At 67.9% G+C, this 26,885-nt stretch carries 25 protein-coding genes and 1 pseudogene; 13 read left to right on the forward strand and 13 right to left on the reverse strand.

From position 1 onward, the window contains the following. Positions 1–20: 20 nt before the first annotated feature. Genes ACYVI5_RS18720 through ACYVI5_RS18730 form a run of 3 tightly spaced genes read left to right on the forward strand, consistent with a single transcriptional unit; the run spans position 21 to position 1,121 of the window. Positions 21–383, forward strand: coding sequence for a hypothetical protein (locus tag ACYVI5_RS18720; RefSeq protein ID WP_460581563.1), 363 nt, complete (start codon positions 21–23; stop codon positions 381–383). Continuing rightward, entirely contained in the window at positions 383–859 is a 477-nt protein-coding gene (locus ACYVI5_RS18725; RefSeq protein ID WP_460535299.1) for a phage holin family protein, read from the forward strand. The genes ACYVI5_RS18720 and ACYVI5_RS18725 overlap by 1 nt, the downstream gene beginning before the upstream one ends. Continuing rightward, on the forward strand, positions 849–1,121 hold the full coding sequence (locus ACYVI5_RS18730; protein WP_460581564.1) for a DUF3618 domain-containing protein: 273 nt from the start codon (positions 849–851) through the stop codon (positions 1,119–1,121). Before ACYVI5_RS18725 ends, ACYVI5_RS18730 begins: the two co-directional genes overlap by 11 nt. Positions 1,122–1,188: 67 nt before the next feature. On the opposite strand, the gene ACYVI5_RS18735 is transcribed toward ACYVI5_RS18730, so the two are convergent. The 5 genes and pseudogenes from ACYVI5_RS18735 to ACYVI5_RS18755 all read right to left on the reverse strand — a co-directional run. After that, positions 1,189–2,574 carry a sialidase family protein gene (locus tag ACYVI5_RS18735; RefSeq protein ID WP_460581565.1) on the reverse strand — a complete coding sequence of 462 codons (1,386 nt, stop codon included), beginning with the start codon at positions 2,572–2,574 and terminating at the stop codon, positions 1,189–1,191. Between the two features lie 171 nt (positions 2,575–2,745). Then, positions 2,746–3,912: a 3,4-dihydroxyphenylacetate 2,3-dioxygenase gene (hpaD, locus tag ACYVI5_RS18740; RefSeq protein ID WP_460535305.1), complete on the reverse strand. Its 1,167-nt coding sequence runs from the start codon at positions 3,910–3,912 to the stop codon at positions 2,746–2,748. Between the two features lie 111 nt (positions 3,913–4,023). Further along, the gene (gene hpaE / locus ACYVI5_RS18745; RefSeq protein ID WP_460581566.1) at positions 4,024–5,541 is read right to left on the reverse strand and encodes an aldehyde dehydrogenase; all 1,518 of its coding nucleotides are present in this window, start codon (positions 5,539–5,541) and stop codon (positions 4,024–4,026) included. After that, entirely contained in the window at positions 5,538–6,284 is a 747-nt protein-coding gene (locus ACYVI5_RS18750; protein ID WP_460581567.1) for a GntR family transcriptional regulator, read from the reverse strand. The genes hpaE and ACYVI5_RS18750 overlap by 4 nt, the downstream gene beginning before the upstream one ends. A gap of 44 nt (positions 6,285–6,328) precedes the next feature. After that, a pseudogene (locus ACYVI5_RS18755) lies at positions 6,329–7,150 on the reverse strand (fumarylacetoacetate hydrolase family protein); the annotation flags it as partial. Between the two features lie 201 nt (positions 7,151–7,351). Here ACYVI5_RS18755 and ACYVI5_RS18760 point away from each other — a divergent pair. Beyond that, positions 7,352–8,734, forward strand: a complete 1,383-nt coding sequence (locus ACYVI5_RS18760) for an MFS transporter (RefSeq protein ID WP_460581568.1) — start codon at positions 7,352–7,354, stop codon at positions 8,732–8,734. 37 nt (positions 8,735–8,771) lie between these two features. Here ACYVI5_RS18760 and ACYVI5_RS18765 read toward each other — a convergent pair whose 3' ends face one another. Further along, positions 8,772–9,521, reverse strand: a complete 750-nt coding sequence (locus tag ACYVI5_RS18765) for an IclR family transcriptional regulator (RefSeq protein ID WP_460581569.1) — start codon at positions 9,519–9,521, stop codon at positions 8,772–8,774. Between the two features lie 140 nt (positions 9,522–9,661). On the opposite strand from ACYVI5_RS18765, the gene ACYVI5_RS18770 reads away from it, so the two are divergent. Beyond that, a complete protein-coding gene (locus ACYVI5_RS18770) occupies positions 9,662–11,635 on the forward strand; it encodes an FAD-binding monooxygenase (protein ID WP_460581570.1) in 1,974 nt (657 codons plus the stop codon). A 261-nt stretch (positions 11,636–11,896) separates the two neighbouring features. On the opposite strand, the gene ACYVI5_RS18775 is transcribed toward ACYVI5_RS18770, so the two are convergent. The 3 genes from ACYVI5_RS18775 to ACYVI5_RS18785 form a co-directional block, all read right to left on the reverse strand. Continuing rightward, entirely contained in the window at positions 11,897–13,528 is a 1,632-nt protein-coding gene (locus ACYVI5_RS18775) for an HNH endonuclease signature motif containing protein (RefSeq protein ID WP_460581571.1), read from the reverse strand. A gap of 416 nt (positions 13,529–13,944) precedes the next feature. After that, entirely contained in the window at positions 13,945–14,217 is a 273-nt protein-coding gene (locus tag ACYVI5_RS18780) for a hypothetical protein (RefSeq protein ID WP_460581572.1), read from the reverse strand. Then, positions 14,210–14,389 carry a hypothetical protein gene (locus ACYVI5_RS18785; RefSeq protein WP_460581573.1) on the reverse strand — a complete coding sequence of 60 codons (180 nt, stop codon included), beginning with the start codon at positions 14,387–14,389 and terminating at the stop codon, positions 14,210–14,212. Before ACYVI5_RS18785 ends, ACYVI5_RS18780 begins: the two co-directional genes overlap by 8 nt. A gap of 18 nt (positions 14,390–14,407) precedes the next feature. Between ACYVI5_RS18785 and hemQ the strand changes: the two genes are divergently transcribed. The 5 genes from hemQ to idi all read left to right on the forward strand — a co-directional run bounded on the left by hemQ (position 14,408) and on the right by idi (position 18,825). Continuing rightward, positions 14,408–15,205, forward strand: coding sequence for a chlorite dismutase family protein (gene hemQ / locus ACYVI5_RS18790; protein ID WP_460581574.1), 798 nt, complete (start codon positions 14,408–14,410; stop codon positions 15,203–15,205). Then, entirely contained in the window at positions 15,202–16,404 is a 1,203-nt protein-coding gene (locus ACYVI5_RS18795) for a ferrochelatase (protein ID WP_460581575.1), read from the forward strand. Before hemQ ends, ACYVI5_RS18795 begins: the two co-directional genes overlap by 4 nt. Then, complete coding sequence (hemC, locus tag ACYVI5_RS18800; RefSeq protein ID WP_460581576.1) at positions 16,401–17,429, forward strand: hydroxymethylbilane synthase; 1,029 nt, start codon at positions 16,401–16,403, stop codon at positions 17,427–17,429. The genes ACYVI5_RS18795 and hemC overlap by 4 nt, the downstream gene beginning before the upstream one ends. Further along, positions 17,426–18,232 (forward strand): uroporphyrinogen-III synthase, encoded by an 807-nt coding sequence (locus ACYVI5_RS18805; protein ID WP_460581577.1) that lies wholly within the window; start codon positions 17,426–17,428, stop codon positions 18,230–18,232. The genes hemC and ACYVI5_RS18805 overlap by 4 nt, the downstream gene beginning before the upstream one ends. 65 nt (positions 18,233–18,297) lie before the next feature. Then, positions 18,298–18,825, forward strand: coding sequence for an isopentenyl-diphosphate Delta-isomerase (gene idi, locus ACYVI5_RS18810; RefSeq protein ID WP_460581593.1), 528 nt, complete (start codon positions 18,298–18,300; stop codon positions 18,823–18,825). A 26-nt stretch (positions 18,826–18,851) separates the two neighbouring features. Here idi and ACYVI5_RS18815 read toward each other — a convergent pair whose 3' ends face one another. Together ACYVI5_RS18815 and ACYVI5_RS18820 are read right to left on the reverse strand one after the other, a co-directional pair. After that, positions 18,852–19,889, reverse strand: coding sequence for a DUF4037 domain-containing protein (locus tag ACYVI5_RS18815; protein ID WP_460581578.1), 1,038 nt, complete (start codon positions 19,887–19,889; stop codon positions 18,852–18,854). A 53-nt stretch (positions 19,890–19,942) separates the two neighbouring features. Then, complete coding sequence (locus ACYVI5_RS18820; protein WP_460581579.1) at positions 19,943–21,136, reverse strand: RimK family alpha-L-glutamate ligase; 1,194 nt, start codon at positions 21,134–21,136, stop codon at positions 19,943–19,945. A 63-nt stretch (positions 21,137–21,199) separates the two neighbouring features. Between ACYVI5_RS18820 and ACYVI5_RS18825 the strand changes: the two genes are divergently transcribed. Then, positions 21,200–21,697 carry an ATP-dependent zinc protease family protein gene (locus ACYVI5_RS18825; RefSeq protein WP_460581594.1) on the forward strand — a complete coding sequence of 166 codons (498 nt, stop codon included), beginning with the start codon at positions 21,200–21,202 and terminating at the stop codon, positions 21,695–21,697. On the opposite strand, the gene ACYVI5_RS18830 is transcribed toward ACYVI5_RS18825, so the two are convergent. Next, entirely contained in the window at positions 21,694–23,118 is a 1,425-nt protein-coding gene (locus ACYVI5_RS18830) for an MFS transporter (protein WP_460581580.1), read from the reverse strand. The two genes, ACYVI5_RS18825 and ACYVI5_RS18830, sit on opposite strands and share 4 nt — an antisense overlap. 308 nt (positions 23,119–23,426) lie before the next feature. On the opposite strand from ACYVI5_RS18830, the gene hemB reads away from it, so the two are divergent. Beyond that, on the forward strand, positions 23,427–24,401 hold the full coding sequence (gene hemB / locus ACYVI5_RS18835; protein ID WP_460581595.1) for a porphobilinogen synthase: 975 nt from the start codon (positions 23,427–23,429) through the stop codon (positions 24,399–24,401). Then, positions 24,398–25,858 carry a glutamate-1-semialdehyde 2,1-aminomutase gene (gene hemL / locus ACYVI5_RS18840; protein WP_460581581.1) on the forward strand — a complete coding sequence of 487 codons (1,461 nt, stop codon included), beginning with the start codon at positions 24,398–24,400 and terminating at the stop codon, positions 25,856–25,858. The genes hemB and hemL overlap by 4 nt, the downstream gene beginning before the upstream one ends. An 86-nt stretch (positions 25,859–25,944) precedes the next feature. Here the strand turns inward: hemL and ACYVI5_RS18845 are convergent, their stop codons facing one another. Continuing rightward, positions 25,945–26,694, reverse strand: coding sequence for a helix-turn-helix transcriptional regulator (locus tag ACYVI5_RS18845; RefSeq protein WP_460581582.1), 750 nt, complete (start codon positions 26,692–26,694; stop codon positions 25,945–25,947). Positions 26,695–26,885 lie beyond the last annotated feature (191 nt).

A 26,885-nucleotide genomic window follows, 5' to 3' on the forward strand; every position in this document is an offset into this window, starting at 1 on the left:
ACTGCAGGGGCGGGGGCACCATGAAAGGCAAGGTTCTCTTCGTCGTCGGGCTGGGAGCCGGGTACGTGCTCGGCACTCGGGCCGGACGGCAGAGGTACGAGCAGATCAAGTCCGCCTGGCTCAAGGTGTGGGACTCGCCGGTCGTGCAGAAGCAGGTGCATTCCGTGCAGGACTACACGGCCGATCGCATCGGTGACCTCGGCACGGTCGTGACCGAGAACATCAAGCGGGCCGTCACGAAGTCGAACGGTTCGGGGTCCAAGTCGAACGGGTCGGCCTCGAAGACGGATGCGCCGACGGACGAGTCGGCAACGACGGCCGCCAGGTCGGGGCAGCGGCGCACGCGGTCCGGAGGCTCAGGATCGGGCGGGCGGGCATCCTGATGTCCGAGAGTGCTCGTCCGTCGGGTTCGCAGAACCCGCAGTCGCCGGGCATGCGGCCGTCCACCATCGGGGACCGTGGGCTGCGGGACAAGCGTTCGCTGATCCAGTTGCTGCGGGATCTTCCCGGCCTCGTGGTCGCGCTGCTCAAGGCGGAGCTCGCACAGCTCAAGGCCGAAATGGTCCGCAAGGCCATCAGCCTGGGGATCGGCATCGGCATGTTCGTCGTGGCCGGTGCACTGCTGTTCTTCATGCTCGGCGTGCTCGTGGCCGCGGCGGTGCTCGGCATCGCGGTCGCCCTGCCGGCCTGGCTCGCCGCACTCATCGTGGCGGCCGGCCTGCTGATCCTGGCCGGGATCTTCGGCTTCGTCGGAATGCTCTCGTTGCGACGAGGCATGCCGCCCGCGCCGACCGAGACGATCGAGAGCGTCAAGCGCGACGTCAATGCGGTGAGGGGGCTGGGCGACTATGACCATTGAGCCTGTGGAATCCGGCACCGTCTCGGAGGGCGCCCGGCGCGATGCGGAGAAGGGCAAGGGCTCCAGCCCTGCCGCCGATGTGGCCGCCGCTCGCGCGGAGCTCGCCGCGACTCTGGATGCCCTCCAAGACAAGCTGAACGTGCCCAAGCGCATCCGCGCCGCCGCTGAGGAGAACCCGCTCGGCCTCGCCGCCGTGGGTGTGGCGCTCGCCGCAGCGGCCGCCGGCGCCGTCTGGCTCGCTGTGCGGGTCTTCCGGCGCTGACGAGCAGCCCAAATGCTGCGGCGCCGGTCCAGCGGGAGGCTCACGCCCACTGGACCGGCGCCGGCGCTTACTGGCCCGAGTGTTGCGCGCGGAAGTTCGCGATCGCGTTCTGCACGAAAGCCTGACGGTTCAGGCTTGGTGAACTCGAGCTGCGGGCCTGCGGACCGCTACCGACGTTTCCGTCGGCAAGCGAGATGATCCCCGCCTCGACACCCCCAGGTTCGCCGTACTGCGCTCCCGTGATGACGAAGACGAGACCGGGGTCCTGCGAATAGAGGGGCTCGTCCAGCGGCATCGTGAACCGGCTGTATCCGGCCGGCATGGGCGAGGAGAGCCGCGTCCATTTGGTGGGGTCACCCAGGTCGCGGTTGATCAAGAAGTCCGCGTCGTCGTTGTCCGTGACGATGATCGTTCCGTTCTCGCCCCCGTATGGTGACCACGACACGACGGGGGCACCGTTGGGTGCGGTGCTCCCTTCCGGCGGAACGAGCGGCGTGTCGGTGGAGAACCGGAACGACTCCGGGTCTTTCGCGATCCGGTAGTGCACGTGGTACGTGTAGTTGTTCTGGTCCGGGTTGGCGGGGTCGTCGGGCTCACCGAACTCGTACGTCATGATCCACAGGTCGCCGCGCAGACGCGCCACGGTCGTCATACCGGGCCGTTCCGCGTACGTCGTGCCGGTGGCGTCATTGACGACCGGGCCCCATGTCTGCAGGTCCGTGCTGGTCTGGTGAGCGAGCTTCTGCCCGTAGTTCGGGTCACGCTGGTCGGAGTAGTAACAGATCAGGTTGTTGTTGTGCAGCAGCAGGAAGGGTTCCCATACCGGCGTGGCACCGTTCGTCGTATTGGGTGGCCCGCCCTGAGCGACAGTGCTCAGGAACCTCCAGCTCGTGCCGCCGTCGGTGCTCGCGTACAGCTGGATGTTGGTGCTCGTGAACCTGAACCCTTGTGAGGTATCGATCGCCCAGTAGTTGCATGCGAAAAGCAGCGTGCCCTTCGGCAGTCCAGCGAAAGCTCTTGGAAGCTCGTACAGGTAGGGCTGCACATAGATCCCGGCGGGCGCGCCGGCGCCGAGGATGCTGCCCTGCTGAGCCCAGGTGTGACCGTCGTCGTTGCTGCGGTAGAGCGGAAACGGCGTGCCGCCGAAGCTCTGGTAGGTGGCCAGCAGCGGACGGGGCTGGGCCGGGCCAGAAGTGCCGAACCGCACCGCACGGGCGTAGGACAGCCCGCCCGTCGTGCTTGGTACGACGTCCACCGGGCCGAACGGGGCCACGTTGTAGCCGTGACCAGAGTCGCTCGGCGCAGCGAACGCCGGCGCCGCCAGACCGAGCGACGACAGTCCAACGACGGAGAGTCCCGCCGCGGCTGCCCCAGCCTGGATGACGGTACGACGCGAAATCTCCGGCGGCCGACTGCCCGAATCAGCCTTGTACGAATCCCGAACCTTGCGCACAACTTCCTCCTCATCGAGAGTCGATGCCGTGGGACGGACGACGGTCCGCTGATCACACGGCGACGACTTCGCCAACATAACGCCGCATTTGTTGGAGCACAAGACAAATGCGGAGAATTTGTTGGCAAGCAGGACGAATACGCCGTCGGACACGAGATATGGAGCCTGCCGCTATACCTGGTGGCCGAGTTTGTACTCGCCCTGTTTCCACTCGGGCATGGACTGCTGGCCCTCGTCGCCGCGGGTGTACGAGAAGCCGTCGGCGCCGATGGTGACGCTCATCTCGCTGGCCTCGGTGCGGGCGAGGACCGGCTGAGGGTTGCCGTCGAGGTCGAGCACGAGTGAGGCATCCGTGTACCAGCTCGGTACGACGGGGTTGCCCCACCAGTCGCGACGCTGGTTGTCGTGCACGTCCCACGTGACGACCGGGTTGTCGGGGTCGCCGGTGTAGTAGTCCTGCGTGTAGATCTCCACGCGGTGGCCGTCGGGGTCGCGGAGGTAGAGGTAGAACGCGTTCGAGACGCCGTGGCGTCCCGGGCCGCGTTCGATGGCGTCCGAGCGGCGGAGTGCGCCGAGCTTGTCGCAGATGGCGAGGATGTTGTGCTTCTCGTGGGTGGCGAACGCGACGTGGTGCATCCGCGGTCCGTCGCCGCCGGTCATGGCGGTGTCGTGCACGGTGGGCTTGCGGCGCATCCAGGCCGCGTACACGGTGCCCTCCTCGTCCTGGATGTCTTCGGTCACCCGGAAGCCGAGGTCTTGCATGAACTTCACCGCACGCGGCACGTCGGGCGTGACCTGGTTGAAGTGATCGAGCCGCACAAGCGAACCCGGCGTGTACAGGTCGTACCGCCAGGCGAGCCGTTCGACGTGCTCGACGTCGTGGAAGAACTCGTACGGGAAGCCGAGCGGGTCGGTGACGCGCACCGAGTCGCCGATGCCCTTGACGTAACCGTCTGTGCGGCGCTCGACGCGGCATCCGAGTTCCGTGTAGAACGCGACAGCCTTGTCGAGGTCTTCAGGAGTGCGCACGCGGTACGAGAACGCGGCGACGGCCGGCACGTCGCCCTGGCGCAGCACGAGGTTGTGGTGGATGAACTCCTCGAGCGAGCGCAGGTAGACGGCGTTCTCGTCCTCCTCGGTCACCGTGAGGCCGAGCACGTCGACGTAGAAGTCGCGGGAGCGCTTCAGATCGCTCACGACGAGTTCCATGTAGGCGCAGCGCAGGATGTCCGGCGGAGTCGCCTGCGGCGTCGGCGTCGGGTCGGCGCACTCGATCGGCGCCTCCTGGGAGACGTAGAAGCCGGACGAGGTCAGCGTCATGTCGTCGCGGTGGGTCATGGTCAGCGTCCTTGCGTGTTGTCTTTCCCGTTCAGGTCGCAGTTTCTGTCGGTAAGCGCGAATGCAAGCGACAAAAAGTGCGACCTGAAGGGGTGGTGTTGAGGTGGTTGGTCAGTTCTTGCCGAAGGTGGGGTTCGGCGTCGGGCCGAGCGTGATGTGCACGGCCTGCTGGTCGGTGTAGAAGTCGATCGAGCGGTATCCGCCCTCATGGCCGAGGCCGGATGCCTTCACCCCGCCGAACGGCGTGCGCAGGTCGCGCACGTTGTTCGAGTTGAGCCACACCATGCCGGCGTCGATGGCCTGCGAGAAGTTGTGGGCGCGCTTCAGATCGTTCGTCCACACGTAGGCGGCGAGGCCGTACTTCACGCCGTTGGCGAGCTCGAGGGCTTCCTCGTCGGTGTCGAACGGCGTGATCGCCACCACCGGACCGAAGATCTCCTCCTGGAAGATGCGGGCGGCCGGCGGAACATCCGCGAACACCGTCGGTGCGATGAAGTTGCCGGTGGGGAAGCCATCCGGTCGTCCGCCGCCGGCCACAAGCCGGCCCTCCTGCTTGCCGAGCTCGACGTAGCTCATCACTTTCGCGTAGTGCTCCGGATGTACGAGAGCACCCACCTCGGTGGTCTTCTCGTGCGGGTAGCCGACGACCACGCGCTTCGCCTGCGCCGCGTAGCGCTCGACGAACTCGTCGTAGACATCCCGTTGCACGAGGATGCGCGAGCCTGCGGTGCAGCGCTCGCCGTTCAGCGAGAAGACGCCGAAGATCGTGGCATCGATGGCGGCGTCGAGGTCCGCGTCGGCGAACACCACGGCGGGGCTCTTGCCGCCGAGCTCCATCGAGAGTCCCTTGAGGAACGGTGCCGCGTTGCCGAAGATGAGCTGCCCGGTGCTCGACTCACCGGTGAACGAGATGAGCGGCACGTCCGGATGCTTGACCAGTGCGTCGCCGGCATCCTCACCGAGTCCGTTCACCAGGTTGAAAACGCCCTTCGGGAGCCCGGCCTCCTCGAAGATGCCTGCCCAGAGGGATGCCGACAGCGGCGTGAACTCCGCCGGCTTCAGCACCACGGTGTTGCCGGTCGCGAGCGCGGGGCCGAGCTTCCACGACTCGAGCATGAACGGCGTGTTCCACGGGGTGATGAGGCCTGCGACGCCGATCGGCTTGCGGTTGACGTAGTTCATCTGGCGGCCGGGAACCTTGAACGCGTCGTCCGCCTGCGCCACGATCAGGTCGGCGAAGAAGCGGAAGTTCTCCGCGGCACGACGCGCCTGGCCGAGCGCCTGGGTGATGGGCAGACCGGTGTCGTAGGTCTCGAGCTCGGCGAGGCGGGCATCCCTGGACTCCACGATGTCGGCAATGCGGTGCAGCACGCGGGACCGCTCGCGAGGGAGCATCCGCGGCCAGGGGCCATCGGTGAACGCGCGGCGGGCGGCGGCGACGGCGCGGTCGATGTCGGCCTTCTTGCCGGCGGCGGCGCGCACGTAGGTCTCGTTCGTGACCGGGTCGAGCACGTCGAACGTGTCGCCGTCGGCCGAGTCGACGAACTCGCCGTCGATGTAGTGCTGGATGTGCTCGGGCAGGTCGTGCGGGATGTGCCGGGCGTCGAGCTCGTCAGCGGTGTCGGTCATGGTTCCTCCGGTGGGTGGAGCGGGGTCGGTGGAGACTGCGTTGCGGCTTCCGGATGCCGCGCGGCGAGGAAGGCGTCGAGGGTGCGCCAGCGGTGGTAGCGGGCTGCGAGTTCGATGTCGAGGCCGTCGGCGCCCTCGCGGATGAGCCGCACGATGTCTTCGTGCTCCGTGACCGAGTGGGTGGCGCGTTGCGGCACGAACGAGAACGTGGAGTCCCGCACGCCGCGCAGCCGTCCCCAGCCTCGGTGCACGAGGTCGAGGATGTGCGGGTTCGGGCACGGCTCGAACAGCACGGAATGGAACTGCTCGTTGAGCCGGGTGAACTCGTGCGGGTCTAGTTCGCCGAGCATCCGGCGCATCCGCTCGTTGATCTCGAGCGCACGGTCGAGGTCGGCGTCGGTGAGCAACGGCGCGGAGAGGGCGGTTGCGGCGCCCTCCACGAGCCCGAGGGTCTGCATCGCGTAGGTGTATTCGCTCTCGTCGGCCAACGCGACCCGCGCGCCGACGTTGTGCTCGAACGTGACGAAGCCCTCGGCCTCCAGCCGCCGGATCGCCTCGCGCACCGGGACGACGCTCATGCCGTTCTCGTCGGCGATGCTTCCGAGCACGAGCCGATAACCGGGGCTGTACCGGTGGTCGACGATGCGCTCGCGGATGTACGCGTACGCCTGCTCCGACTTGCTGCCGGCGGCCGGCTTGCCCACAGGATGCGAGGGACCGGTCGTCACGAGTGCCTCGCTCATCGGTCGCTCTCACCGGCGCGCTCGTTTGCTGCGGCATCCGCTGAGGCGGGCGCGATCGCTGGCTCGGCACCCGCCAGCCCCGCCGCCTCGAGCGATCCCCATGCCTCCGCGCGCTGCGTGTCGTCGACGCCCGGGAGCGATCCGACCTCGGGATCGAAACCGCGCGTGCCCTGCACGACGGTCGTGACGAGGCGACCGGACGACGGATGCTCCGCCGCGCCCGGTGCATCCACCTCCACCTCGACGACGTCGCCGGGCTGCACCACGGATGATCCGGCTGGCGTGCCGGTGAGGATGACATCGCCCGCCTCGAGCGTGAAGTGCTGGGAGAGGTCGGCGACGAACTGCGCCAGCGGGAAGATCAGACCCTCGGTCGTGTCGTCTTGCACGAGGTCGCCGTTCAGCCACGTGCGGAGCCGGAGCGACTGCGGGTCGATCGTTCGCGCGTCGATCAGCCGAGTGCCGATCGGCGTGTACCCGTCGCCGCCCTTGGAGCGCACGTTGGATCCCTTGTCGTTCGCGCGAAGATCGTACAACCCGAAGTCGTTCGCGGCCGTGACCCAGCCGACGTATTGCCAGGCGTCGGCGAGCGAGACGTGCCGGGCATCCGTACCGATGACGAGTGCGATCTCGCCCTCGAAGGCGAGCAGTTCGGCGCCGGTCGGACGCACGACCTCGCCACCGGATGCCTGCACGGAGCTGGAGGGCTTGAAGAAGTAGGAGGGCGCGGCCGGGCGGCGTCCGCGCTGCTGCGCACGCGACGCGTAGCTGAGGTGGACGGCGACGATCTTGCCGGGGCGCGACGGGAGCGCGCCGAATCGTGCGTCTGCCGGAGCCGCATTCGCTGCGGTGGTTTCGCTGGTCATGACCTGCATTCTCCCGTCGGTGCTCTGGCGTTCTGCCAGGCGCGACCCCCTCGACGCGCCGTTGCATTGTATCTCAAATCGTATATGATCGGCGCAGTCTGTGAGAACCGACAGTCCGCGGGACCGCTCACGAGCGTGCTGGGTCAGGCATCCGGCGGAGCGAGTCAAGCCACCACTATCCATGACAAGGGAGTCAGTTGCATGAGCACATCAGCCGCATCGGGGTTCACCCCGACAGGCACCATCCGGGCAGCCGTCGATCGGCGCCGCGTGGTCGTCGCGACCGTCGTCGGAACGACGGTCGAGTGGTACGACTTCTTCATCTACGCGTTCGCGGCCGGAGTCGTGTTCGCGAACCTCTTCTTCGAGCCGATGGGGCCGGACTTCGCCCAGATCGTCTCGTTCTTCAGCGTCGGCGTGAGCTTTCTGTTCCGTCCGCTTGGCGCGTTCCTCGCCGGCCACTTCGGCGACAAGATCGGCCGGCGTCCCATGCTGGTCATCACGCTCCTGCTGATGGGCATCGCGACGACGCTCGTCGGGCTGCTGCCCACCCACGCGGTCATCGGCGTGTGGGCGCCCGCCCTGCTCATCCTGCTCCGCGTCGTCCAGGGCATCTCGGCAGGAGGGGAGTGGGGCGGTGCCGTGCTGATGGCGGTCGAGCACGCGCCCAGGAAGCGGCGCGGAGTCTTCGGCGCGTCTCCGCAGATCGGCGTGCCGATCGGGCTGCTGCTGGCATCCATCGTGCTGGCGCTCATGGCTCTCATCGCACCGGGCGACGCGTTCCTCGTGTGGGGCTGGCGGGTGCCGTTCCTGCTGTCGATCGTGCTGATCGGGGTCGGGTACTGGGTGCGTCGTCGTGTCGACGAGAGCCCGGTGTTCCGCGAGATCGCTGAGCGCAAGGAAGAGACGCGGATGCCCATAGCGCAGCTGTTCCGCAGGCATCTGCTGGTGGTGATCATCGCCGCGCTCGTGTTCGCGGGCAACAATGCCGTCGGATACATGACCACAGGTGGATACGTGCAGCACTACGCGACGGACCCGAAGGGCGCCATCCGGCTCGATCCCGGCCCCGTGTTCTGGGTCGTCGCCGCCTCAGGAGTGACGTGGCTGGTCGCGACGTGGGTTGCCGGATGGCTGTCGGACAAGCTCGGCCGCCGCAACACGTACATCCTGGGCTGGGTGCTTCAACTGATCGGCGTGTTTCTGCTGTTCCCGCTCACCAACCTGGGCACCGTCTGGTCGCTCTTCGTTGCACTGGCGAGTCTCACGATCGGACTAGGACTCACCTACGGACCACAAGCGGCGATGTATGCCGAGCTCTTTCCCGCCTCGATCCGGTTCTCCGGGGTCTCCATCTCCTACGCGATCGGCGCGATCGTGGGAGGTGCGTTCTCGCCGATGATCGCGCAGGCGATCTTCCAGTCCACCCACTCGACGGTCGGGATCACCTGGTACCTCGCCGGGATGACGCTCGTAGGACTCGCCGCCACGCTGCTGCTGCGCGACCGCACGGGCATCCCGCTGGGTCCCGAGCATGAGGCTGAGCAGAACGCGAGTGCGGTCTACGGGTTGTCGAAGGCCTAGCGGGCCGGCGCTGCTGCGGGCTACTCGAGCATCGGCGCTATTCGCCCAGAGCGTCGCGGATGGCGTCGGCCGCGTCGCGCAGTCGGCGGGCGATCCGCTCCGGCGCGGTCGCCTCGCCGACGTAGACCACGGCGATGGCGGCCCGCCGGCGTCCGCGAAGTCGCAACGGGACCGAGACGGACTTCAACGTCGGAATGACTTCGTCATGGCTCGTCGCCCAGCCACGCTCCCGCGCCTCGGCGACATCCTGTGCGACATGAGGGGGAACGGCGGTCGGCCACTCACTCTCCTGCATGATCGAGAGCAACGCCTTTCCCGGCGCGCCCGCCCACACCGGATGCCTGGCTCCTGGACGCTGCGCCACGGACGCCACGGCGTGCCGGGGTTCGACGCTGGCGAGTGTGACGCACTCCTCGTGATCGAGCACGGCGAGAAAGCAGGTCATGCCCAGGTCGTCGGCCGCCGCGTTCAGCTCGGGAACGCTCGCCGCCTGCAGATCCGGCACTGCCGCCATCGCGAGAGCCGCGAGACGCGCGCCGAGTGCATAGCGTCCGTCGGTCTCGCGCATGACGAGACCATGGTCATCGAGCGTGCGCAGCAATCGGTAGGCGATCGAGCGATGCACGTCGAGCCGCCGTGCGAGATCGTCGACGGTGAGCGGCACGCGGGCATCCGCGAGCTCCTCGAGAATGCGGATGCCTCGACTCAGGGTCTGCGACGCCGGTGCAGTCGTCGCGGCAGTCGCGAGAGCGGTTGCGGCGGGGGTCGGGGTCCCGGTGTCGGTCACGTGGTCGTTCCCTCCGCCCGGTTGCGTCGCAATCATCCGAATTCTATGATTTGTTCAATAGTAGAACGCGCCGTTCGAATATAGAACAAGGCCAGGTTCGCCGCAACCTCGACATCGATGTCCGAGGAAGGATCCACTCCATGCAGTTCCACCATCACGGATACGTCTCGGGCGACCCGACCGTCCTGCCAGCCGCGGGCACTGGAATCGACCGGCCCGAGGAGATCCCCGACGAGGTCGACGTTCTGATCGTCGGATCGGGCCCCGCCGGCATGCTGCTGGCTGCGCAGCTGTCGCAGTTCCCGGATGCCACGACGCGGCTCATCGAGCAGCGCCCCGGGCGGCTCGTGCTCGGACAGGCCGACGGCATCCAGCCACGCAGCGTCGAGACGTTCCAGGCGTTCGGCTTCGCTGAGCGCATCATCGCCGAGGCCTACAACATCGCCTACATGAACTTCTGGGGACCCGACCCCGAGAACCCGGCCAACATCATCCGCACGTCCCGCACAGAGGACTACGCCAAGCACATCGGCGAGTTCCCGCACCTGATCGTGAACCAGGCGCGCGTGCTCGACTACTTCGCCGAGGCTGCGGCGCACGGGCCAGGACGCATTCTGCCGGACTACGGCGTCGAGTTCCTCGGGCTCACCGTGCACGAAAGCGGCGAGTATCCGGTCGAGGTGCGCATCCGCTACGGTGCAGGCGAGCGGGAGGGCGAGGAGCGCGCCGTGCACGCGAAGTACGTCGCCGGTGGCGACGGCGCACGAAGCAGGGTGCGCGACGCGATCGGGCGCAAGCACCTCGGTGAGTTCGCGCGGCATGCGTGGGGCGTGATGGATGTCACGGTCAACACCGACTTCCCCGACTGGCGCATCAAGTGCGCGATCAATGCCGAGGCGGGCAACATCCTGCACATTCCGCGAGAAGGCGGTTACCTCTGCCGCATGTACATCGATCTCGGCGCGGTGGCCGATGACGACAACCACCAGGTTCGGAACACGCCGATCGAGGCGATCATCGCGAAGGCGAACGAGATCCTGCATCCGTATTCGATCGACGTGAAGCAGGTCGCGTGGAGCAGTGTGTACGAGGTCGGGCACCGCGTCACAGACAAGTTCGACGACGTGCCGGAGGGGTCGGATCGCACCCCGCGCGTCTTTCTGATGGGGGACGCGTGCCACACGCACAGCGCCAAGGCCGGCCAGGGCATGAACGTGTCAATGCAGGACGGCTTCAACCTGGGCTGGAAGCTCGGCAACGTGCTCTCCGGCAGCAGCCCCGAGTCGCTGCTGGCGACATACTCCGCCGAGCGGCAGCCTGTCGCGCAGGAGCTCATCGACTTCGACCGCGAGTGGTCGAGCCTGATGGCGCGCAAGCCGGAGGAGTTCGCGGATCCGCAGGAGCTTGCGGACTTCTACGTGCGCACTTCGGACTTCCCGTCCGGGTTCCTCACCCAGTACAAGCCGTCGATGATCACCGGCGAGTCGACGCACCAGGAGCTCGCCGCCGGGTTCCCGATCGGCAAGCGCTTCAAGTCGGCGGAGGTGGTGCGGGTGTGCGACGGGAACATCCAGCACCTTGGCCACCATGCTCGTGCCGATGGACGGTGGCGCATATACGCGTTCGCGGATGCCGCGGCCGCTGGGGAACCGTCGGCTCTTACCGACTGGGCGGAATGGCTGCTGGATGCCCCGGACTCGCCGCTTCGGCGGTTCACTCCGTCGGATTCCGACATTGATTCGGTATTCGATGTGAAGGCGATCTACCAGCAGAACTACGACGAGGTGGACACCGCGAAGGTGCCTGCCGTCTTCAGGCCGCAGACCGGTCCGTTCGGTCTGACCGACTGGGAGAAGGTGTACGCGGCCGGTCCGGGAGAGGACATCTTCGACTCACGTGAGCTTTCTCGAGACGGTGTCGTCGTTGTGGTGCGTCCGGACCAGTACGTCGCGCACGCTCTGCCCCTCACAGCGACCGACGAACTCGGGTCGTTCTTCGAGGGCGTGATGCTGGAACAGTCATCGGTTGTGCGCGGTTGTGGCGCCGTAGGCGTTTTGCCCGCGGCAGGTCGCGTGCGGGAGGTCGCGCGCGGGAGGTCGCGCACCGGGTCGTGACGCGGCGCTCGCGTGCGGGACGTCGCGCGCGGGAGGTCGCGCGGCGGGTCGTGACGCGGCGCTCGCGTGCGGGAGGTCGCGCCCGGCGGGTCGGGACGCGGGGATCGCCGGCGCGCGATAGATGGTTCGTTCCCGGTAGCGGCCCCGTAGGCGGCGCCTTCAGGTCGTCGCGCCACAGGTTGCGGCTGCAGTTGATCGTGCGGCAGATGCTTGCACCGCCAGCGGTTGGCGGCTACTTCACGCTGCCGGTAAGGCCGGCGGCTACTTCACGCCACCCGTAAGGACGCCTCGCGCGAACGTTGTCGCTCGTTCGCCTGGCGGCCGCCGCTTCGCGAGCCTTCGATGATGAGCCCAGCCAGATGACTTGGTGCTGAGTGCGATCGGGGTTTGTGACGGGTCGACGCTCTTCGGGGGCTTCAGGAAGCACTGGGCGCCGTCTCTGCCGATCTTCCAGCCGTTGTTGTGGAGCAGAAGATGGTGAAAACGACACAGCAAGACTCCGTCGGCGATGTCGGTCTTGCCGTGATCGGCGTACCATTCCTCGCTGTGGTGGGCCTCGGTGCTCCATGGTGGTCGATCGCATCCCGGCCATACGCATCCTCCGTCACGTACCTTGAGAACGGTGCGCTGTCGGCCGTTGAACAGGCGGCTCTCACGACCGAGATCGAGCACATTCCCGCCCCGGTCGGTGTGAATCTCGACGGTGCCGGCGTCGCAGAGGTGCGTCTCGACAACGGAAAGCGGAACAGCGTCGACGCTCCCCTCGAGGTGCCCGATGCCGAAGGCGACTCCCTGGGGAGCGTCGTCATCGCGGGTGACCATGACGCGGACAGCGGGTCGGTGCGTGCGCAGCGTGCTCGATGCATCCACCTCGGCGCCGCTGCGCAAGACATCCATGACCGTGTCGAGCGCCAACTGCTCATTGCTGCGCGGATCGGTCGTGAGCTCGTTCGACCAGCGGCGATCATCTTCTGAGACGAATCGAGGACCGCCCCTCCGTGGGCTCAAGGCCAGATCGAGGAGCTCTGTCACGAACACGCCGGACTCGTCGTCGAAAACAGCGTGAGCTGTCAACTGGCCGTCCTGATTGCGGCGCATGGTCCAGGAACGATTGTCATATCGGCGCTGCCACCGTTCACGCACGCCCTGCGGGTCGATCTCGTCGCGCTTGCGCCGCGCGAGGCCGAAGATCTCATCGACGTGCGCTGACTTCGCCTCCTCGACGAGCTCGCCCGCCGCGAGCCGCATGGCCTCGCCGTCGCAGGTCGAACTCGGCTCACCGAGACCTCGCGCGAGCGCATCGCCGGCGGCAGGCGAAAGGATGCCCGCACTCACCGCAGCGACGATCGGGTGATTCCACGGCAACGGAACGGGGCTCGAGGCTGAGCCTTCACGATGGTCACCGGCGTCCCCCTGCGGTCCGTCACCGGCCGGTCCGTCACTCTCGACGCCAAGGACGCCTTCCGACCCCTCGGCCGTTCGCAATGCTCGTTCGGCGGCATCCACCTCACCCATCGCTCCGCCCAGCCGCACCTGACGGGACGCCTCGCCCCGGCTAGCGCCGGTAAGTGACTGCACAAATCGCACTGCGTTCTGGTGGCCGTTCCGTTGCGCGAGCCCGGCATGCCCCAGCACTCTCTCGGATCGCTTCGCTGCGACTCCGGCCGCCGCAGTTAATACGGTGTCGAATTCCGCGCGGGCGCGGGAGGCATCCGTGATGAGCCGAGCCAGCACCTCATCGGCGAGCAGATCGATCGACTCGATCAGGGTGGGCTCTTCGGTGTTCGCCTGTGTCGTATCGCGGTCCTCACCTGAGGAATCGGTGCTGCCGCACGTCAAAGCCGCACAGACACGAGAGGTCGTGTCCCTGAGCCGTTCGACGTTGGCGAGCATGCTTCCAATTTACCGCACACTGTCGAACGTAGCAACGACGAATGATGCCCAGTTGTGCGAAAGTACGGGCAAATACCAGCTGGGGACGGAGAGTCGGATCCGACTATTGATCGAAGGTATCTTCGGTCGCGGATCGCCGTAATCGACGGCCCGGAGCGGGTGGCCGAAACGCGACCGACCCACGCCTGCGCCGTACCGTCCACCACTCCTCTGCGCGGTCACTCCTCTGCGCGGTCGCCGTCGGTCCCGCGGTCAGCGGGCAGTGGCGCAGGCCTATCTCGCCGAGGCGAGCAGGCATCGAACCATCAGGCACCCTCGCGTACAGCCTTATGACCCACTTCGGACCGAGGATGCCGTCATGGCTCGGCTAGCCGTAGGCGTCACGCGACCCGTAGGCGTCACGCGACCCGTAGGCGTCACGCGACGCGGCGTGCCCGGTTCTTCCAGGAGAGGATCAAAGCCTCGAGCTGCCCGTTCGGGAGGTCGCGCGGGTGGTGCGCGAGCTCGTCCGCGAACTGCTGCTGCTCGAGGTACGACAGGTTCTGCGCCCACGGGAACGCAGAGATCACCTTGGCGCGGGCATCCATGATCGGCTTCGCCTTGGCGCGGCTCGGGCGCTTACGGCGAGGGGTCGTGCTCGTGGAGGACTGCTCCGCGATACGGCTGGAGTTCTTCAACGATTCAGACATTTGTATCTATCAACACCACGAGGAGCAGTTTTATTCGGTTCATCCCAGTGATTTCGTCAGGTTTGTTCAGCATGCGTCCAAACGTGTTGAAGGCCAAGGGCTTGACTGCGCCGCCACTGCTCGTCGTGCGCAGGAGTGCGCCCCACCACTGCTTTTGCTGCTCAGCGGACAACGGGGGAGACTGGATGCCATGACACACCCGGCGGCTGCCGATGCGGCGTCCGATTCCCCCAGCACGAACAGCACCCCCGAAGCATCCGACCACCCGACGGATGCCGTCCCGAAGCCCGAAGAGCACGGGTCGACGGCCGAGCAGCCCGATGGGTTCACACTCTGGGCGGTGCTGCGACGAGACCCGCTGCGCCCGTTCGACCTTGAAGAGCCGAACGTGGAATGGGCGACCGCAGAACTCGAGTCCGCGGTCACCGAGATCGAAGCAGGCGGCGTCACCGTTCGCGGCTTCTACGACGTCTCCGGGCTGAAGGCGGATGCCGACATCATGGTCTGGCTGCACGGCCCGGTGGCCGAGCAGATTCAGGCTGCGCTGCGGCGCCTCAAGCGCACGAAGCTGTTGAGCGACCTCCTCCCCACGTGGAACGCCATGGGCGTGCATCGCGGGGCCGAGTTCAACAAGGCCCACGTGCCCGCGTTCCTCAAGGGCATCGAGCCGCGGGAGTGGCTGACGGTCTATCCGTTCGTCCGCAGCTACGAGTGGTACCTTCTCCCCGACGCCGAGCGCAGTCGCATGCTCTCCGACCATGGTCGGAAGGGTGCGGCGTTCCGCTCGGTCCTGGCCAACACGGTCGCCGCTTTCGCACTCGGTGACTACGAATGGCTACTGCCGATGGAGTCAGACAATCTCGTCGATCTCGTCGACATGATGCGCGATCTCCGCGCGACGGATGCCCGCAGGCACGTGCGCAAAGAGGTCCCCTTCTACACGGGTCGGCGCATTCCTGTGACAGACATTCCCGAGGTCTTGCAATGACGAAATACGACGCGATCCTGCTCTCCAGCTTCGGCGGCCCGGAGGGTCAGGATGACGTCATCCCGTTCCTGCGCAATGTGACGCGCGGGCGGGGCATTCCGGACGAGCGGCTCGAAGAGGTCGCCCATCACTACCGTCACCACGGCGGCGTGAGCCCCATCAACGAGCAGAACCGCCAGCTGAAGGCGGCGCTCGAGGCAGAGCTCGCCCGCCGAGGCATCGACCTGCCGATCCACTGGGGCAACCGCAACTGGAAGCCGTACTTCACGGACGCGGTGCGCGAGGCCCATGAAGCAGGTCACGACCGCCTGCTCGCCCTGGTGACCAGCGCCTACACGTCGTACTCCGGCGTCGGCCAGTACCGTGAGGACTTCGAGCGCGCGCTCGCCGAGAACGGGTTGACCGACACGATGTCGATCGACCGCATCCGCGAGTACTTCGACCACCCCGGATTCGTCACGCCCCTCATCGAGGGCGTCGAGTCCGCCGTCGCCGAGCTCACGACGGACACCGCAGACGGCGTAACGGATGCCGTCGCAAGAGACGACGTCCACATCCTGTTCGTGACGCACTCGATCCCGTCGGCCGCGGCCGAGGCATCCGGACCGCAGTTCGGCAAGGGCGGCGCATACGTCGCGCAGCACTGCGCCGTGGCGCACGCGATCTCGGATGCCGAGGCGCGTCATGCAGCAGTGCGTGCGGCCGAGCGTTCCGCGCAAGCGATCGGCGACGCCGTGCAGTCGGATGCGGGCCGGGCGGTCGCAGACATCCCCTGGTCGCTTGTGTACCAGTCGCGCTCCGGCGACCCTCGCACGCCGTGGCTCGAACCCGACATCAACGACGCCATCGCCGACCTCGCCGTCGACGGGCACACGAAGGCCGTCGTCATCGTGCCGTTCGGATTCGTCAGCGACCACATGGAAGTGATGTGGGACCTCGACAACGAGGCTGTCACGACTGCGGCCGAGAGCGGGTTGCGGGCCGCGCGCGTTCCGACGCCGGGGACGCACCCCGCCTTCGTCTCCGGCCTCGTCGACCTGATCGAGGAGCGATTGAACGACGTTCCGCCCGAGCAACGTGCGCACGTGACCGAGCTCGGTCCGTGGCCCGACCACGAGCCGGTCGGGGGGCCGCTCGAATCGGTCCACCCTCACCACGAGCCGGTAGGCGCCCGCGGAGAGAAGGTCGCAGCGCGATGACGGCCCTGCGGGTCGGAACACGTGGCAGCGCGCTCGCTCTGGCGCAGACGCGCCAGGTCGCCGACTCGCTGGCGAAGGCATCCGGCCTCGAGGTCGAGCTCGTCACGATCACCACGCACGGGGACACGACGACCGAGTCGCTCTCGCAGCTCGGCGGCACCGGCGTCTTCACGTCCGCCCTTCGGGATGCCCTGCTGCGGGGCGAGATCGATGTCGCCGTGCACTCACTGAAAGACCTGCCGACCGCGGAGCATCCGGATATCGCGCTGGCAGCGGTGCCCAAGCGAGCGGACGCCCGCGATGTGCTCTGCGCCCGTGACGGGCTCACGCTCCAGACCCTGCCGGAGGGAGCGCGGGTGGGAACCGGATCGCCCCGGCGTATCGCGCAGCTGAAGGCGCTGCGTCCGGATCTCGATGTCGTCGACATCCGTGGCAACATCGACACGCGGCTGGGCCGCGTCTTCGGTGAGGCCGAGGGTGATCGGCGGCTCGACGCGATCGTGCTCGCGGCCGCCGGTCTCGGCCGACTCGGGCGAGCGGATGCCGCGACCGAGTACCTCGAACTCGCGGACTGGCCCACTGCTCCCGGTCAAGGCGCGCTCGCGCTCGAGACGCGCCGAGAGAAGAATGCCTCGCCAGAGGGCCGAGCGCTCGCCAAGGCGCTCGCCGCCGTGAACCACGCGACGACGCGGGCGAACGTCGACGCAGAGCGCGGCGTTCTCGCGGGTCTCGAAGCCGGATGCGCTGCCCCGCTCGGCACCACCGCACTCGTCGAGGACGGCCTGCTGTTCCTCACGGCAACGGTCTACAAACCGGACGGCACGCGGCGGCTCACGTCGTCGCACGCGACCAGCCTCGAGGGGAACGGCCCGGCTGCGCTCCTGGAAGCGGCAAAGGATGCCTCGCAGCGCGTCGTCGACGAACTCCTGGCCAATGGTGCTGCCGAACTGGCCCCGCTGGGCGGGGACGTGCCGGTGCAGAACCCGCGAACCGGCGATGGAACGCGAGGCGGTGACGTCCGATGACGGTGGGCGCCACCGGCCCCATACCCACGCAAGGCCCGAAACCCCTGGCCGGCTGGCGTGTGCTCGTGCCACGCGGCGGTCCCTGGGGGGACTCGGTGGCTGCGGACATCCGCTCCCACGGCGGCACACCCGTCGTCGCCCCGATGATCAACTTCGCCCCCACCTCCGACGCCGAGGCCCTGGAGCGTGCGCTGACCGGGCTCGCCGCGGGCGACTTCGACTGGGTCACGGTGACCAGTGCGACGACGGTCGACGTGCTGTCGGCGCATCAGGCGCGCATCCACCAGAACACCCGCATAGCTGCCGTCGGTGAGACGACGGCCGCAGCACTGCTCGCAGCGGGCTACCGGGCCGATTTCGTGCCGGCCGACGACAGTTCGGCCGCTGCCATGCTCGAGGAGTGGCCTGCCGTGACGCGCGGGGTGGTTCCGCTGCGCGTGCTCACCCTGCGCAGCGAGATCGCGAAGACCACACTCACCGACGGCCTCACCGCGATGGGACATCAGGTGCAATCGGTGGTCGCGTACCGCACCGTGGGCATCCCAGTGCCGGAGCAGGTCGTGGCGGATGTGGCATCCGGCCGCATCACAGCCATCCTGGTCACCTCGGGCAGCGTGGCCGAGCAGGTGCAGCAGCAGCTCGGTCCCGTTCCTGAAGGCACGCTGGTCGCCGCAATCGGGCCGCGTACTGCGCGGGATGCCCGCCACTACGGTCTGCGCGTGGATGTCGTCGCATCCGATCGCACCGCAGAATCGCTCGTCGACGTGGTCGCGCAGGCAGCGGCGCGGCGGGTCTCGTCGTGACGATCGTCGACGGGCAGCACGCCGAACCCGTCGATTCCGGCACGAGTACTGGCAGACTCGACCTCGTGAGCGTCGACCCGGCCCGTGTCGTGCTGCTCGATGACCATGGCAACCCGACCGGGACGGCCGAGAAGGTCTCTGTGCACGGCGCCGACACACCCCTGCACCTCGGCTTCTCGTGTCACGTGCTGCTGGACGACGGACGCGTGCTCGTCACGCGACGAGCGCTTTCGAAGCTGACGTTCCCCGGCGTGTGGACGAACGCGTTCTGCGGGCATCCCGCGCCGGATGAGTCGGTCCCGGATGCCGTGAGCAGGCACGCTCGCGACGAGCTGGGCATCCGCCTGGCCGACCTCGAGCTGGTGCTTCCGGACTTTCGCTACCGCGCTGTCGATGCCGGCGGGGTGGTCGAGTACGAGATCTGCCCGGTCTATGTTGCGCGCGCGGTCGGGGAACCGGTGCTCAATCCGGCCGAGGTGGCCGAGGTCGCCGCGGTGCGTCCGGCCGAGCTTGGCGCGGCTCTGCGCAGCACTCCGTGGGCGTTCAGCGCCTGGCTCGTGGAGCAGGCCAACCTGATGCCGCTGTACGCCTGACGGGCGATGAGCCGACGCGATCGAGCTCAGTCCGCCTCGACGATCCGGCGCCGCGCCCGAGGGTCCATGAGCAGGTCGACGTTGTCGGTGCGCTGCTCCGCGGATCCGCGCCCGAGCGGCAGCGCGGCGACGGCGGAGTCGCGGATGCCTGACAGCAGTTCGACGACGATGTCCGGGTGGAGGTGCAGGTAGGGGCGGTCCCAGAACGACTCGGTGGCATCGCTCGCGGAGGTCAGCCCGAGAGCGTTCTGCAGCTCGAGCAGCGTTCGCAGTGCGGCGGCGATGGCCGACTGCCGATCGCCCCAATCCTCGGCGAGAAGTGAACGATCGAGGGATGCTCCGACCTCGGCGGAGCACTCGAGCCGGCCGAACATCGTGCCGAACCACTTCGCATAGGGCGGCCAGCGTCGCTCCAGCAGGAAGGCGAGGTGCATCGCGACGTGCGCCAGCCGTGCGCACACGATGCGGGACCCGCGATCGTCGCCGACGTCACCGGCCCTGCTCATCAGAGGGAGCTCCTGTTCGAGCCGAGCCCAGTCGCACGCCAGCACATACCGCCAGAGGTCGTCGGGGTACCACGCGATGGCGCGCCGGACTCGACCGAGGTCGCCCGTGTCGTCGGCGAAGACGGGCCCCGCCACGACCTCGAGCACGGCCTGGCCGGTGAGCGAGAGCCAGTCGTCGGCTCCGATGCCGTCGCGCGGGTCGAAGCCGAGGCGGGCATCCAGAAACGATCCGAGCGTGCTCACGTCGATGCGGTGCCTGGCCTCGGCGGTGCCGCTGAACGCGAAACGCGTTGGCAGGCCGGCGAAGCTCGTGGGAAGCGCGCGCTCGAGCTCTGCGTCGACGGCGAGCACGGCATCCGCCGGCACGAACAGGGTCAGCCGTAGCCCCCAGTCGTGGTCGCGCGACATCGCGTCGTCGAGCCCGAGCACGTCGGATCCGGCGCCGAGCCGGCCCGCCGAATGCGGCATGCCGGGGAATCGCTCGCGAAGCAGCGGTCGCACGAGCTCGGTGTAGTACGCGCGGGAGAGCCGGATGCCCGATGAATCGCTGGACGCCATCTCTCCATATTGCCGTCGCTCGTCACCACGCCGTGGAGCGTAGTGCGGTGAGGTCAGGCTTCGAGCTGAAGCGCATCCTTCGGCAGCTTGCGCACCTTCGTGCGTCGCCGCCTGCGCGCCGGGATCATCGACCGCATCTCCTCGAGCTTTCCGAAGCACAGCAGGCGGTCGCCCGCCTCGAGCTCCGTGTTGCCGCGCGGGTTCGGGATGACGGCAGCACCGCGATGCAGGGTGAGCACCGTGATGTCGCGCTCGTCGAGTCCGGAGTCGCGGAGTCGCTTGCCGACGAGGTCGGCATCCGCTCCGACGGCGAGTTCGGCGACGCCGTAACCGGTCGAGACGGTGAGGCGCTGGCGCACGTCGATCTCGGGGAAGGCGACCTGGTTGTCGATGTAGTCGACGATGGCACCGGCCACGTCCAGTCCGGTCGCGGTCTCGATGCCCTGCAGGCCCGGCGACGAGTTGACCTCCATCACGAGCGGTCCGTCGTTGCTCTCCAGCATGTCCACACCGGCGACGCGCAAGCCCATGATCTGCGCCGATCGCACGGCTGCCTGCTCGTACTCCGGAGGCAGGTCGATCCGTTGCACGGAGCCACCCCTGTGCACATTCGACCGGAACTCGTCTCCGCTCGCGACCCGTCGCATCGCGGCGACGACACGATCTCCGACGACGAGAGCACGAACATCCCGCCCCCTGCTCTCGGCGATGAACGACTGCACGAGCACGTTCTGCTTTGTCGAGTGCAGAGTCTCGATGATCGCCTCGGCGATCTTCGCCTCCGGCGCGAGGATGACGCCGATGCCCTGCGTGCCCTCGAGGAGCTTGATCACCACAGGGGCCCCGCCCACCGACTCGATCGCGGTGCGCACGTCGGCGCGGCTGTGCACGAACGCGGTCGCGGGCATCCCGATGTTGTGCCGGGAGAGAATCTGGTTCGCACGCAGTTTGTCGCGCGAGTTGGTGATGCCGTTGGCGGTGTTCGGCGTGTAGACATCCATCTGCTCGAACTGCCGCACGACGGCGGTACCGAAGTAGGTGATGGAGTTGCCGATGCGGGGGAGGATGGCGTCGTAGTCCGACAGCAGCTTGCCGCGGTATTGCAGGTCGGGCTCGTCGCCGGAGAGGTCGATCGAGAACCGCAGCGTGTCGAGCACCTTCACTCGGTGCCCGCGATCCGTTGCGGCCGCGCGGAGCCGCTGCGTGGAGTACGACTGAGGGGCGCGCGAGAGGATGGCCAACTTCACCGTGGCGGCTCCTGGAAAGATGGGGGAATGGGGAGAGCGAGCGAACCGGGGCCGTCGACGCCGATGCACCGGGTGCGCTCGACAGCGGATGCGCCAGTCCATTCAAGCACCGTCCTCGGGTGGCGCGAGTGGGTTGCCCTGCCGGCGATCGGTGTGCCATGGGTGAAGGCGAAGCTCGACACCGGCGCGCGCAGCTCGGCGCTTCACGCGTTCGACATCGAGGAGCTCGACGGCGGCGACCGTGTGCGGTTCCGGCTGCGCCCCTGGCAGGACTCCGACCGCGACGCCGTGGTCGTCGAATGCCCCGCCTACGACCGCCGGCTCGTGCGCAGTTCGTCCGGCCACGTGCAGCACCGGTACGTGGTGCTGATCGAGTTGGAGCTCGGCGGCCACCGTGTTCAGGCGGAGACCACGCTCACCAACCGCGACGAGATGGGGTTCCGGATGCTCGTGGGCCGGCAGGCCCTCCGGCAGGGCGGTTTCGTGGTCGACCCCGGACGGTCGTTCGTGGGCGGCAAGGCACCCCGGCCGGTGCGCCGCCGCAACCGCGGGAAGGCCTAGGGGGCTTCCGGCGCCTGTTCCTGGTAGCTGCGTGGATGCCACGTTGCCAGCAGCACCGCGTGCACGATGGCCAGCCCCGTCGCGATCGCGACGATCGTGAGCCACTGCGGTACGGCATCCGGTCCCGATCCGTTCACGAAGATGGCGCCGAGCACCGTCGTGGCAAGGATCGCCCCGACGTAGCGCGACGTCTGGAGGATGCCGGCGGCGACGCCGACATCCTTCGGCGAAGCGGATGCATAGAGCGCCTGGCTCATCGCGATGCTCACCACGCAGTACGGCGCGCCCATCGCGGCGGTGATGAGCAGGATGGCGATAGGTGTCTGCGTGGCCCCGGCGATCGCGAGCAGTGCCGCGCCGGCGATGAGTCCGAGGCCGCCGACGATCAGGGTGAAGCGCAGGCCGCGCGACTCGATCCAGCGGGCGCCGAGCGGTGTCAGGCCGATGGTCACGGCAGCGAGCGGGAACATCAGCAGCCCGGTGATTCCGGCGTTGTAGCCGCCGTGCTCCTGCAGCAACTGCGGCAGCCCGAAGAACGCCGAGTAGTACACGAGGTTGAAGACCGCGAAGCACAGGTACACCATCATCAGCGACCGGTTGGCGGCGAGCAGCCGCAGATCGATGAAGGGAACGGATGCCGTCAGCTCCCGCCACACGAACCCCGCGCCCGCCAGCACGGCGACGGCGAGCAGCCACCAATCCGGCGACGACTGCAGGCCGAGCAGGAACACGAGGAGGGCCACGAGCATCCCGATGAAGAGGGCGACGCCCGGAATGTCGGACTGGGCGAGCAGGCTGCGGAACCGCTGCGCCTTGCGGGGAGCGTCCGCGGGGGCGAGCATCCTGGTGCCGATCAGGGCCAGCGCCGCCAGCGGAACGTTCACCGCGAAGATGGCCGGCCAGCCGAGCGTGCTCACCAGCAGCCCACCGAGCACGGGGCCCACCGCGGCGCCTGCGGTGTTGGCGATCTGGATGCGCCCCAGCAGCCGGGGAGACGACACCCCGGATTGCGCGCTGAGCGGCCGCACCATGGCCACGGCCGACGGGAACGCGGTGGCCGTTCCGATCGCAAGACCGACGCGGCCGACGCAGACGAGCGCGAACGACGGCGCGAACGGTGTCAGGGCGCTGACCACGATGACGACGCACATGCCGAAGATGAACAGGCGGCGCGGTCCGAACCGGTCGCCGAGACGCCCCATCAACGGTTGCCCGGCAGCCGACGCGAGGTAGAACGCGGTGATCACCCAGGTCGCCTCGGCGATGCCGAGCGCGAACGTCTTCTGCAGGTCGACGAGCGCGACCGCGATCATCGAGGAGTTCAGCGGGTTGAGCGTGGTGCCGAGGCTGAGGCTCGCAACGGCGAGGCCGGTGCGGCGACGTGAGCCGGGTGCGGGTTCTGGGTCGGATGCCTCGCTCACGATCCCGTACCCACGTCTTCGATCGTAACCACGGCGACCTGAGTCGTTCTGCGCGGGACGCTGCACCCTCGAAGTGATACTAGGTGTATGCGCCGAGACCTGGCGCTGTGCGCCTAGCGTCGTCGCGTACGCCTAGTCCCACCGGTGGGACGTGCCGCGCTGCCGGCGTCGGCGCGGACGCCGGCTCCGCATGCCGGTCCGCCGCCGGCTCCGCACGCCGGTCCGCCGACGGCTCCGCACGCCGGCCCGCCAACGGCGCCCCGAGCGAGCACACAGGGCGCACCACCTAACCTTGAACGGTGAACGACGTGCTGCATCCGACTGTTCGCCCCCGACGTCTCCGCACCACAGCCGCGATGCGGCGCCTCACCGCCGAGACGCGGCTGCACCCCGCCGAGCTGATCCTGCCGGTCTTCGTGCGGGAGGGCATCCGCGAGCCGCAACCCATCGCATCCATGCCCGGGGTCGTTCAGCACACGCTCGACAGCCTGAAGGCCGCGGTGAACGAGGCGGCTGAGGCGGGCATCGGCGGCGTCATGCTGTTCGGCGTGCCCGAGACGCGGGATGCCGTGGGCAGCGGCGCTACCGACGCCGACGGCATCCTCAACGTGGCGACGAGGGTCGCGGTCGCCGAGGCGGGCGACGCGCTCGTGGTGCAGACCGACCTCTGCCTCGACGAGTTCACCGACCATGGGCATTGCGGGGTTCTGGATGCCGCGGGTCGCGTCGACAACGACGCCACGCTCGAGCGCTACCGCGACATGGCGCTGGCGCAGGCGGACGCGGGCTCGCAGATCCTGGGGCTCAGCGGCATGATGGACGGCCAGGTCGCCGCGGTGCGCGACGCGCTCGACGCCGAGGGGTTCACCGACACCGCCGTTCTCGCATACGCGGCGAAGTATGCGTCGAGCTTCTACGGTCCGTTCCGGGAAGCGGTGGACTCCCAGTTGCAGGGCGACCGTCGCAGCTACCAGCAGGATCCGTCGAACCGGCGCGAGGGTCTGCGCGAGGCGCGGCTCGATCTCGAAGAGGGCGCGGACATCCTCATGGTGAAGCCGGCGATGTCGTACCTGGACGTGCTCAGCGACGTCGCTGTGATCAGTGATATTCCGGTGTGGGCATATCAGGTCAGCGGAGAGTATTCGATGATCGAGGCGGCCGCCGCGAACGGATGGATCGATCGCGACCGTGCTGTGCTCGAGACGCTCACGAGCATCCGCCGCGCCGGCGCGGGCGCGGTGCTGACCTACTGGGCGGTCGAGGTCGCGGAATGGGTGAGATGAGCGGGACGGAGACGGCCTCAGTGACCAGCGACGACGGTTCCGCAACGGTAGACGCCAACGAACGCGAGTTCGCCCGCGCCCAGCGAGTTATCCCCGGAGGCGTGAACTCGCCGGTGCGGGCGTTCCGTTCGGTGGGTGGCGCACCTCGGTTCCTGGTGTCGGCTCAGGGACCGTATGTGACCGACGTCGACGGCCGCCAGTACGTCGATCTGGTGGCGTCGTGGGGCCCGGCGATTCTCGGCCATGCGCATCCGGATGTTGTGGCAGCGGTGCAGGATGCCGCCGCTCGCGGCCTGAGCTTCGGCGCGTCGACGCCGGCCGAGTCGGACCTCGCCGAGCTCGTGATCGATCGCCTCTCGGTCACCCCCGGCTCCGAGCTGCTGCCCGGTCGCTCGCTCGTGAAGACGCGACTCATCGACGAACTGCGCCTCGTCTCGACCGGCACCGAGGCGACCATGACGGCCATCCGGCTGGCCCGCGGTTTCACGGGCCGCGACCTGGTCGTCAAGTTCTCCGGCCTCTATCACGGCCACTCCGATGGCCTGCTGGCGGATGCCGGCAGCGGCTTGGCCACGCTCGCCCTTCCCGCGTCGGCCGGCGTTCCGGCAGCGATCGCCGCGCAGACCGTGGTGATCCCATACAACGACCGCGACGCCGTGCGCGAGGTCTTTGCGCAGCACGGCGATCGCATCGCCGCGATCATCGCCGAGGCCGCACCGGCCAACATGGGTGTCGTGGCGCCTGCGCCCGGGTTCAACCAGTTCCTCGCCGATACGGCACATCAGCACGGCGCGCTGCTCATCCTCGACGAGGTGCTCACCGGCTTCCGTGTCGGCCCGGCCGGCTACTGGGCGCTCGACGCGTTCGCCATCCGCGAGGAGGATGACGGCAGCCGCGCCCTCGTCTCGCCCACCTACCTGCCCGACATCGTGACGTTCGGCAAGGTCATCGGCGGCGGGATGCCGCTAGCGGCCCTCGGAGCCCGCCGCGAGATCATGGAGCGGCTCGCACCCGTGGGCCCGGTCTACCAGGCAGGCACGCTCTCCGGAAACCCGGTCGCGGTGGCGGCCGGCCTCGCCACACTGCGCCTCGCGGATGCGGATGTCTACGCGCGCCTCGACCACGTCGCCGCGGTCATATCCGAGGCGGTTGAGGACGCGCTGACGGCATCCGGTGTGCCGCACTTCGTCTCGCGCGCCGGCAACCTGTTCAGCATCCAGTTCCGTGACACTCCGGCGGTCGACTACGCCGGCGTGCAGGCACAGGATGCTTACCGCTACGGCCCGTTCTTCCACGCGATGCTCGACGCCGGCGTCTCGCTCCCGCCCAGTGTCTTCGAGGCGTGGTTCGTCACCGCGGCCCACGACGACGCCGCGGTGAACCGCGTGCTCGACGCGCTCCCCGCGGCCGCTCGTGCCGCGGCGTCGGCGCACCCGTACACTGAAGCTGCGGGATGAGCTTGGGCCCCAACGCCGGTTCCGGCGCGTCGCGTAGCGACGTGGCGGCCGAGCGTTAGGGAGCGAAACCCCGATGGTGAAGCCGCTTAGTTCCCGGTCAATGCGTTCAACGCGGTGATGGTGCCGCTCGCAGCTAACGGTGCCGCGACTAGGATGCCGAGTTCCCTGGCTCTTCTCAGCACCTCGACGCGTCCCCGAGCGCCGAGCTTGCGGCCGATGTGGCTGATGTGATGCTTGACGGTGACCTTCGTGATGCCCAGCCGGAAGGCGATGTCCTCGGTGGCAACCTTGTCCACAAGAAGCAGGAAGACCGTTGCTTCGCGCTTGCTCAGCGTGGCGTGGAGTAGCGAGCCGTCCACGATCTCCGCCACCAGACTTTCCCGTTGTACCGACACGCCCGCGGAGTCGAGCACAAGGGCTATACCGAAGAGCAAGTGCTGTGCGAGGGAGATCGCGATCTCGACGTTCCGACCGGGAAACGCGAGATCGAGGCGCTTCAGTGCCGTCTCGAACAGTAGGGCAGCTCCTGCCAGTGCGACACCAGGTCGGATTCCGCTGTCGGCCAGTTCGACGACGACGCCGCGCGTATCGAGCGCTGGTGATTCGCCGACCGGTCCATTCAATGCCATGAGCACCGCGCGAACAACGCTCCGGGCATAGTCGGCGCGCTCGGTGGTCAGCTCGTTCGTGGCAATGAGCGGGCTGCCCGCGAGGTGCAACTCTTCCACGTAATTCAACGCGATCGCTTCGACCAGGGCTTCTCGATCATCAGTTGTAGCGGTTACAGCGGGAGACGCTACTTCAGCCGGTGTTGCGATCAGTGTCTCGATGGTCATGCGGTAGTTCCTGGTACTGACGACTGTATGGTTTCGTCACTATACCGCCGTCTTTGGTTGCTGCTATGCATCCTCAATTCCTTCCCTTGAAGCAGGGGCGATGACGGCGCGGCGGTAGAAAGCGTAAACGCTGCGGATATTGGCACCCCGAGTGCTATGTCCCCTGGACGGGTTCATGCTCTAGCGTCGGC

The organism is Humibacter ginsengisoli (assembly GCF_054780095.1).

What these genes read in the sequence shown, in the direction of transcription:
- ACYVI5_RS18720 (WP_460581563.1), top strand. Translation starts at nt 21, where the DNA reads ATGAAAGGCAAGGTTCTCTTCGTCGTCGGGCTGGGAGCCGGGTACGTG.
- ACYVI5_RS18725 (WP_460535299.1), top strand. Translation starts at nt 383, where the DNA reads ATGTCCGAGAGTGCTCGTCCGTCGGGTTCGCAGAACCCGCAGTCGCCG.
- ACYVI5_RS18730 (WP_460581564.1), top strand. Translation starts at nt 849, where the DNA reads ATGACCATTGAGCCTGTGGAATCCGGCACCGTCTCGGAGGGCGCCCGG.
- hpaD (WP_460535305.1), bottom strand. Translation starts at nt 3,912, where the DNA reads ATGACCCACCGCGACGACATGACGCTGACCTCGTCCGGCTTCTACGTC.
- hpaE (WP_460581566.1), bottom strand. Translation starts at nt 5,541, where the DNA reads ATGACCGACACCGCTGACGAGCTCGACGCCCGGCACATCCCGCACGAC.
- ACYVI5_RS18750 (WP_460581567.1), bottom strand. Translation starts at nt 6,284, where the DNA reads ATGAGCGAGGCACTCGTGACGACCGGTCCCTCGCATCCTGTGGGCAAG.
- ACYVI5_RS18760 (WP_460581568.1), top strand. Translation starts at nt 7,352, where the DNA reads ATGAGCACATCAGCCGCATCGGGGTTCACCCCGACAGGCACCATCCGG.
- ACYVI5_RS18770 (WP_460581570.1), top strand. Translation starts at nt 9,662, where the DNA reads ATGCAGTTCCACCATCACGGATACGTCTCGGGCGACCCGACCGTCCTG.
- ACYVI5_RS18775 (WP_460581571.1), bottom strand. Translation starts at nt 13,528, where the DNA reads ATGCTCGCCAACGTCGAACGGCTCAGGGACACGACCTCTCGTGTCTGT.
- ACYVI5_RS18780 (WP_460581572.1), bottom strand. Translation starts at nt 14,217, where the DNA reads ATGTCTGAATCGTTGAAGAACTCCAGCCGTATCGCGGAGCAGTCCTCC.
- hemQ (WP_460581574.1), top strand. Translation starts at nt 14,408, where the DNA reads ATGACACACCCGGCGGCTGCCGATGCGGCGTCCGATTCCCCCAGCACG.
- ACYVI5_RS18795 (WP_460581575.1), top strand. Translation starts at nt 15,202, where the DNA reads ATGACGAAATACGACGCGATCCTGCTCTCCAGCTTCGGCGGCCCGGAG.
- hemC (WP_460581576.1), top strand. Translation starts at nt 16,401, where the DNA reads ATGACGGCCCTGCGGGTCGGAACACGTGGCAGCGCGCTCGCTCTGGCG.
- ACYVI5_RS18805 (WP_460581577.1), top strand. Translation starts at nt 17,426, where the DNA reads ATGACGGTGGGCGCCACCGGCCCCATACCCACGCAAGGCCCGAAACCC.
- ACYVI5_RS18815 (WP_460581578.1), bottom strand. Translation starts at nt 19,889, where the DNA reads ATGGCGTCCAGCGATTCATCGGGCATCCGGCTCTCCCGCGCGTACTAC.
- ACYVI5_RS18825 (WP_460581594.1), top strand. Translation starts at nt 21,200, where the DNA reads ATGCACCGGGTGCGCTCGACAGCGGATGCGCCAGTCCATTCAAGCACC.
- hemL (WP_460581581.1), top strand. Translation starts at nt 24,398, where the DNA reads ATGAGCGGGACGGAGACGGCCTCAGTGACCAGCGACGACGGTTCCGCA.
- ACYVI5_RS18845 (WP_460581582.1), bottom strand. Translation starts at nt 26,694, where the DNA reads ATGACCATCGAGACACTGATCGCAACACCGGCTGAAGTAGCGTCTCCC.